This is a genomic window from Motilimonas pumila (genome assembly GCF_003596335.1).
Lineage (GTDB): Bacteria > Pseudomonadota > Gammaproteobacteria > Enterobacterales > CBDFNC01 > Motilimonas > Motilimonas pumila.
Genome location: NZ_QZCH01000121.1, coordinates 1 through 813, shown reverse-complemented (window position 1 = coordinate 813; position 813 = coordinate 1). Strand labels below are relative to the sequence as shown.

The 813-nt window shown below is 48.3% G+C and carries 1 protein-coding gene; it reads right to left on the bottom strand.

The genetic code is table 11. From position 1 onward, the window contains the following. A partial coding sequence (locus D1Z90_RS20805; protein WP_119912668.1) for an IS5 family transposase occupies positions 1–735 on the bottom strand: 735 nt, incomplete at its 3' end. Positions 736–813 lie beyond the last annotated feature (78 nt).

Genomic DNA, 813 nt, shown 5'->3' with positions numbered 1-813 from the left:
TTTCCATTCTTTTAGCTCATCAGCTTTAAGAGCGGATACTGCTTCGTTTCGAGGATGTCCTTCTTCCCAAAATGCCGCGTTGGCTCGTGGGGGGATGAGTGGTTTTATGCCTTTATTTTCCAGTACGTCATGGCAGGCTTTCGTATCATATGCCCCATCTGCTGATACCTCACTTATCTTGCGGCGCAATGGGTTGATGAGTGTGGGTAAGACTTCATTGTCGCCAACGTTCACTAGGCTGACTTCGGCACTGATTATGTCATGTGTCTCTACGTCTACCGCAAGATGAAGCTTGCGCCAAACCCTGCGTTTATCGTACCCGTGTTTTCTCACTTTCCACTCACCTTCACCGAACACTTTAAGGCCAGTTGAGTCTATCGCGATATGGCGAACCGCTCCCCTTGAGGGGGCTCGGTACTTCACTTCTACGGTCTTCGCGCGCTTACTTATGCTGGTGTAATTCGGGCTACGCAAAGGCACATCCATCAGGCTAAAAATAGAGTCGATAAAGCCTTGAAGCGCCCGAAGCGGCAACTGAAAAATACCTTTTATCATCAACGCGGTTTCTATCGCTGTGTCTGTAAACAGAAATCCGCGCCCACGCAGGCCATGGTGCTCTTGGCACATCCAGCTTTCACGGGCAGAATCATCAATCCAGAAAGTGACGGAGCCTCGCTGAGTCAATGCTTTGTTATACGCTGGCCAGTTGCTAATTTTATTCTTTGATTTTCCCATCAGAATCACTTCCATGTATCGTGCTCAATGATCTGATCGCAGTTTTCGAGAAAGGTTCCCTATTTAGTCAACAACGCC